The organism is Sphingobium sp. D43FB (assembly GCF_002312805.1).
Lineage (GTDB): Bacteria > Pseudomonadota > Alphaproteobacteria > Sphingomonadales > Sphingomonadaceae > Sphingobium.
This window is the reverse complement of the sequence record NZ_NMUA01000075.1, coordinates 1-5,904: the sequence shown is the minus strand read 5'-3', so window position 1 is coordinate 5,904 and position 5,904 is coordinate 1. Positions and strand designations below refer to the sequence as shown.

Sequence of the window (5,904 nt, the reverse complement as noted above, 5' to 3'; positions counted from 1 at the left end):
CCGCCGCCGTTCCGGCCCGGTCATTACCGTTATCTGCCCCATGAACCGCTCCTAAGCCTACTCTCGAGAGCATTCTTAAGAGCAGTCCACTACCTCACGACAAGGCGGGCGCCGCCGGATGGATACCAAACAACCCGACCAGACGCATATCAATCGTCCGGCGTAGCGAGGTCCATCGCCCGAGCACGCTGACGATAATTGCTAAAAGAAAAACCGACCATAGGACACGATGTGCCATGATCTGACTCGGCGGCACTGCCTGCAATTGCTTCATGTAAAACGGCATGGATCCGTAGATTAGATAGGCCAAAAATGCGTAAACAATACCGGATCTCAACCTTAGTTTCTGACCGGAAACCTCAGGATCTGCCGTCTCGCTCAAGGTAATATTCTTTCGATAAGAAATGTCGATTAACATGTTTGAACTAGTTCATCATCCCTATTAATTTTCCTTCGAAATGACGGCGGGATTACGTCGTCCGATCGACCGTGGTTCTATTGCTGTTACTACGCATCTTTTAGCCCGGCGGCACTTGACCTTGCTTCGCCTCGGCCTTCTCGCTTCCGAAATCGAGTTGAGGTAGCCTGAATAGCCCTATCTGCTAAACCCCTAAAACTGGTAGCAGGGTTGGCCAAAGATCGCTGACAGATCGCGACATAATTACTCTTGCTCAAAGGAGAAGAGCGGGTGCTCGGATCGCCCGCTCTTCGTCACGGAGTCACCAGGCTGTTAAAGCGCTCTCAAATCTTTTCACGATCGATGTTGCTCAACGCTAGGATCAACCGCGCCTGTCAAACATTCTCGTTATTTCGCAATGTCAGAATCGAACCTCGAACGAAGCACCTATTTTACGCGGTTGCTCGTAGAAACCGTCGGTACTGAAGGCACCCGGGCGAATAGTCTGGAAGACTTTTTCGTTAGTCAGATTGGTGACCCACAAGCTCGCCTTCCAGGCCTGGCTGTCGGGGGTCCAGAAAATCGAGGCGTTCGTAAGTGTGTAGGAGGGTTGAGAAAAAATGTTCAGGAAATCGTAATATACGCGCGAACTCCAGGAAAGATTTGCGCCTGCGCCAAATGTACCTCCACCCATCGCGGTTGTATAATCCGCCCCAAAGTTACCCGACCACTTAGGTGCACGAGTCATCACGTTGCCAGAGGCATCCGTCGTGGCGACGATGTTGCCGCCGCGTAAGCGAGGTCTGACGGCCGCCTTGCGCATCAAGGGTCCGACGGGTTGATTGCCGCTCTTTGAGTGGGGTGGCCAGTGTTGGACGAGATCGAGGATTCAGCGAGCGGTGCAGCGACTACTCATATGAGTGGTCGTATGAGTAGTCGGATTGAGGTCGTTAGCCGGGTGTCGGGCCGTCGCCGTTGGACGGTGGAGCAGAAGCTGGTCGCGCTGCGGGATGCATTTGGTCCAGAAGGTTGCGTGCGCACGGCCTGTGAACGCCATGAGGTTGGCAGCGGCTCGATCTACACATGGCGGCGACAGGCGATGTCCGGCGAGCTGACCGGGGTGCGCAAGCCGATCGAGCCTACATTTGCACAGGTGCAGATCAGCGAGCCGCTAGCCTTGCCCGCCCCAACGGTTACGGCGCGCAGCGACGGCGTGATCGGGATCGAGCTGCCATCGGGCATCAAAGTAAGTGTGGACGCCACGGTCGATGCCGATGCGCTGTCGCGGGTGATCGGCGTTCTGGCGCGATGATTCCGCTGCCGCCATCGACGCGGATATTCCTGGCCTGCGGCGCGACGGACATGCGCAAGGGCTTCGACGGCCTGGCGGTGATGACGCAGCAGGTTCTGGAGGAGAGCCCGCATTCCGGCGCGCTGTTCGCCTTCCGGGGCAAGCGGGGCGATCTGGTCAAGCTGCTCTGGTATGATGGCCAGGGCATGTGCCTGTTTTCCAAGCGGATGGATCGCGGACGGTTCGTGTGGCCCTCGACCAAGGCGGGTTCGGTGGTGATGACGGCGGCGCAGCTTTCGATGCTATTGGAAGGCATCGACTGGCGGCGCCCGGAGCGTACTTTCACCCCGTCACTGGCAGGATAAAACGCCCGGATTATGCGCTTTTTCTGGCATGAAGACGGCCGATCCGCTATAAGGTAGCGGTGTCGGATGCAGGCCTTTCCACCCCTGATAAAGATGCTCGGATCGCCGAGCTTGAAGCCGCATTGGCGGCTGCCCGCGCCGATATTTCCGCCCGCGATATCCTGATTGATACGCTGCGCGTGCAGATTGCACGCCTCAAGCGGATGCAGTTCGGCAAGTCGTCGGAGAAGCTCGATACCCAGATTGCCCAGCTTGAGCTGGCGCTGGAAGAACTCGAAGGCGAGGCCATCGTCGCCGCCGCGCGGCGGGCCGATCCAGTCCAGGCAGATCGGCCATCACCGGTTCGGGCACTGCCCGCCCATCTGCCGCGTGAGGAGCAGCGGATCGAGCCCGAGCAGGGCAGTTGCACCTGCCCGGACTGCGGCGGCGCGCTGCGGCCGTTGGGGCAGGATAGCGATGAGATGCTCGATGCCGTGCCGGTGCAGTGGCGCGTCGTTCGGACCATCCGCCCCAAGTATAGCTGCCGATCCTGCGAGAAGATCGTGCAGGCACCCGCGCCGGTAAAGGCGATAGCGCGGGGCAAGGCGACCTTCGGCACGCTGGCCCATGTCGTCGTCTCCAAGTTCGACCATCATCTGCCGCTCTACCGCCAAGCCGAGATAATGGCAGCGCAGGGTATCGAGATCGACCGCTCGACGCTGGCAGGCTGGGTCGGGCAAGCATCCGTGCTGCTCGACCCGATCATCAGTCGTATCCGCGAGGTCGGCTTGACCGCCGCAAAGATCCATACCGACGATACGCCGGTCCCCATGCTCGATCCGGGTCGGGGCAAGACGGCGACTGGCAGGCTCTGGGCTTACGCCGTCGACGATCGCGGCTGCGGCGCCACGACCCCGCCGCTGGTCTGGTATGAGTTCACCACCGATCGGACCGGAGCACATCCCCAGCGGCAGCTAGCCAACTTCACCGGCTATCTGCAGGCCGATGGCTATGCCGGCTATGACAAGCTCTACGATACCAACCGTGTCACCGAAGTCGCCTGCTGGGCGCATTTCCGTCGCAAGATCTTCGACATTCATGCGACCAAGCCGACCCCGCTCACCACCGATCTGCTGGAGCGTATCGGCCAGTTCTATGAGATCGAGGCAGAGGTTCGCGGCCATCAGCCCGATATCCGACGACAAAGCCGACAGGGTCGCACCAAGCCGCTGATCGACGAGCTGCGTCAGGCGCTCGACGATGCCCTCCGCCGTCTTTCGCCCAAGTCCGAGATGGCCAAGGCCATTGCCTATGGCCGCAAGCGCTGGGTCGCGCTGACGCGCTTCCTCGACGACGGCGGCCTGGAGATCGATAATAATATTGCGGAACGCGCCATGCGCTGCGTGGCCCTGGGAAGGAAAAATTGGTTATTCGCCGGATCAAAGGCTGGAGGTGACCGGGCCGCTTCCATCTATTCCGTCATCGAAACCGCCAAGCTTAATGGTCTCGAACCGCAGGCCTATATCGCCGATGTCATGGCCAAGATCGCTGGCAACTGGCCTGCTGCGCGCTGGGATGAACTCATGCCCTGGAACTGGCAGCCAGATAATCAGGTAATCGCCGAAGCCGCCTGAGCCGCGGTCCTCAGGCCACGCTTACGCCGCCGCTACCCCGGGGAATGAAGCCCTGCGCCGCCGTGAAATCTTGGTACCGGGCGTGCGTGTAGGCGACAGCAGCACGAAGCTTGAGGCCGTCGACCGGAGAAATGAAGGTCTCTAGTTCTCCACCGTAAATCTCAGCGTTGCCAGCATTCTGAAGAATATATGCAGAGCTATTAGCCGCCCGGGCCTGCAGCTGAAGGTTCTTATAGTCGTAGTAGTAAGTAGCAATGTTTATACGTAGCCAGGGCAGGGGGTCAGTTTTCAAGCCCACTTCATAGGCAGTGATTTCTTCAGGAAGAACCGGAGTGCTCAACGTCGCAGCCATGTTGTAGACGCCGCTCTTGAAAGCCGTGCTGTGAGTCGCATAAACATTCGTGCGTGATGTAATTTCGTACCGAACCCCGACCTTGTAGTTGAACTTATTAAATGTTTTGCTGACGTCGTTTGCGACCGTATTTCCGTTTAGAATTTGCGTAAAGCTGCGTTTTTCGGTTGTATAACGTCCGCCAAGCGTAACGAAAAGGCCGCCAGAAAGCTCGTAAGTTCCCTCGCCGAAACCAGCAAATGAACGACCCGAGAGCTCGGGTTGAAGGTGCGGACCTACCAGGGGACTTGGCGGCGTTGTCGTCGCAAACGGGCTAAGGTCCGCGTGGCCACCGAACTGATAGAAATATCCGCCGACAAGCCATTGAAACGGGCCTGCGTTTGTAGAGCTCAGTTTGAGCTCAGAGCTTCCAGATTCTGTAGCGAATAAAGCAGGAAAGTTGCCAATGTCGACATTGGAAGCATCGGAGTCAGTTTCTTGGTACCAACGGAGATTGAGAAAACCACTTGTCGATTCAAGGTTCACGGTTTCCAGATCGACTGAGACATGTAGCGCCGCAGTCCATCTGCGTAAGTCAAGTACTGGAACGCGGGTAAGCGAGGCTTCCCAAGGGCCGCGCGGCAGAATTACACCCGGAAATGCTCGACCTAAGGTGTTTCCATCGATCGGTTGTGGGGCATTTGTCGTGCTCTGCTGATCGAAAAACTCTCCGGTCAAAACCACCTTGACATTGTCGGCTGGTTTTAGCAGAAGTTTGCTGCGGAGGTCGATGACCCGCTGACCGCCCAGCGTTCCGCCGCGCACAAGGTCCTTGATATAACCATCGTTCTTACGGAAGAGCGAGGCGAAGTCGAGCGCCGCCGTTTCACTGATCGGTCCCGTAACATACATTCGCGCGTCGTAGTCTCCGGCATCATTGCGCATACGGCCCACTCGAACTGAGGCCTTGCCACGAAAATCAAAACTCGGGTCAGGCGTGATTACATTAATAAGACCGCCAGTTGCGTTGCGTCCAAAAGTTGTACCTTGCGGACCGCGCAAGACCTCGACGCGCTCGACTTCGACCAGATCAATCCAGTTCGCTGCCGATTCGGGCTGATAAACGCCGTCAACATATGTCGCGATATTTGGCTCGTCACCGATCGAGATGCCGGTCGAACCGACCCCGCGGATCACCGGTTGGAACACGCCCATGTTGCGGCTGCCGATGAATCCGGGAACCACTTGGGTCAATGTACGAAGGGTCGAAACATCCGCTGCCGCCAAGCCGGCTCCAGTAATGGCGGTGACTGCGACCGGCACATCCTGAAGGCGCGCCTCCCGACGGGTGGCGGTAACTACGATGTCCCCGAACGCCGAAGCCGGTTCTTGTTGCTGCGTCGAGGCAAGCTGAGAGCCCGTAGTTGGAGCCTGAGGCGTTTCCCCAGCAGCATCCTGTGCGATCGAAGCCGATGAGCAAAGCATTGCGCCCATGCAAGCACCTGAAAACAACACAAAACGACTCTTGTTATATTCCCGTTTCACGACATCTCTCCCCACTTTTTAGCTGCAACTTAATTTCAAGTGTCAGCTTACATGCATTCTATATTCGGCGAATAAGCGCAGAACGAATGCTTCCCGCCTCTGGTGCCGACTTCGAACCTTGACAACGGCCATTTGCACCGGTTTGCTAGCCCGAAAAATTCACCGGGGGTTGGTGGATGTGGCGTAACGCTATGATTTGACGTATGATTTGGTTGCTTACACCGGCCACCGTCAATTCTGGAGAGCCACACCCACCATGGACGATCCTACGCTGCCCCTGACCGGTTTGTCACCCGTTTCTGGCAAGCGTTTGGACGCTAGATTTGACGGCGGCATGCTCTCTTCGGATGGCGGCCTGGTGC

6 protein-coding genes are annotated in these 5,904 nt (G+C 57.7%); 3 read left to right on the top strand and 3 right to left on the bottom strand.

What is annotated here, in order from left to right; genetic code table 11:
• Window positions 1–94: 94 nt before the first annotated feature.
• Both SxD43FB_RS22785 and SxD43FB_RS22780 read right to left on the bottom strand, forming a co-directional pair.
• On the bottom strand, window positions 95–382 hold the full coding sequence (locus SxD43FB_RS22785) for a hypothetical protein (protein ID WP_141249615.1): 288 nt from the start codon (window positions 380–382) through the stop codon (window positions 95–97).
• Window positions 383–818: 436 nt separating this feature from the next.
• Entirely contained in the window at window positions 819–1,220 is a 402-nt protein-coding gene (locus SxD43FB_RS22780; protein WP_096064071.1) for a TonB-dependent receptor, read from the bottom strand.
• 105 nt (window positions 1,221–1,325) lie between these two features.
• Between SxD43FB_RS22780 and SxD43FB_RS22775 the strand changes: the two genes are divergently transcribed.
• Genes SxD43FB_RS22775 through SxD43FB_RS22765 form a run of 3 tightly spaced genes read left to right on the top strand, consistent with a single transcriptional unit; the run spans window position 1,326 to window position 3,666 of the window.
• On the top strand, window positions 1,326–1,709 hold the full coding sequence (locus SxD43FB_RS22775; RefSeq protein WP_096064070.1) for a transposase: 384 nt from the start codon (window positions 1,326–1,328) through the stop codon (window positions 1,707–1,709).
• Complete coding sequence (gene tnpB / locus SxD43FB_RS22770) at window positions 1,706–2,053, top strand: IS66 family insertion sequence element accessory protein TnpB (RefSeq protein WP_096064069.1); 348 nt, start codon at window positions 1,706–1,708, stop codon at window positions 2,051–2,053. Before SxD43FB_RS22775 ends, tnpB begins: the two co-directional genes overlap by 4 nt.
• 59 nt (window positions 2,054–2,112) lie before the next feature.
• Window positions 2,113–3,666 (top strand): IS66 family transposase, encoded by a 1,554-nt coding sequence (locus SxD43FB_RS22765; RefSeq protein WP_141249614.1) that lies wholly within the window; start codon window positions 2,113–2,115, stop codon window positions 3,664–3,666.
• A gap of 10 nt (window positions 3,667–3,676) precedes the next feature.
• Here the strand turns inward: SxD43FB_RS22765 and SxD43FB_RS22760 are convergent, their stop codons facing one another.
• Window positions 3,677–5,542 (bottom strand): TonB-dependent receptor, encoded by a 1,866-nt coding sequence (locus SxD43FB_RS22760; RefSeq protein WP_255245870.1) that lies wholly within the window; start codon window positions 5,540–5,542, stop codon window positions 3,677–3,679.
• Window positions 5,543–5,904 lie beyond the last annotated feature (362 nt).

What these genes read in the sequence shown, in the direction of transcription:
- SxD43FB_RS22780 (WP_096064071.1), bottom strand. Translation starts at nt 1,220, where the DNA reads ATGCGCAAGGCGGCCGTCAGACCTCGCTTACGCGGCGGCAACATCGTC.
- SxD43FB_RS22775 (WP_096064070.1), top strand. Translation starts at nt 1,326, where the DNA reads ATGAGTAGTCGGATTGAGGTCGTTAGCCGGGTGTCGGGCCGTCGCCGT.
- tnpB (WP_096064069.1), top strand. Translation starts at nt 1,706, where the DNA reads ATGATTCCGCTGCCGCCATCGACGCGGATATTCCTGGCCTGCGGCGCG.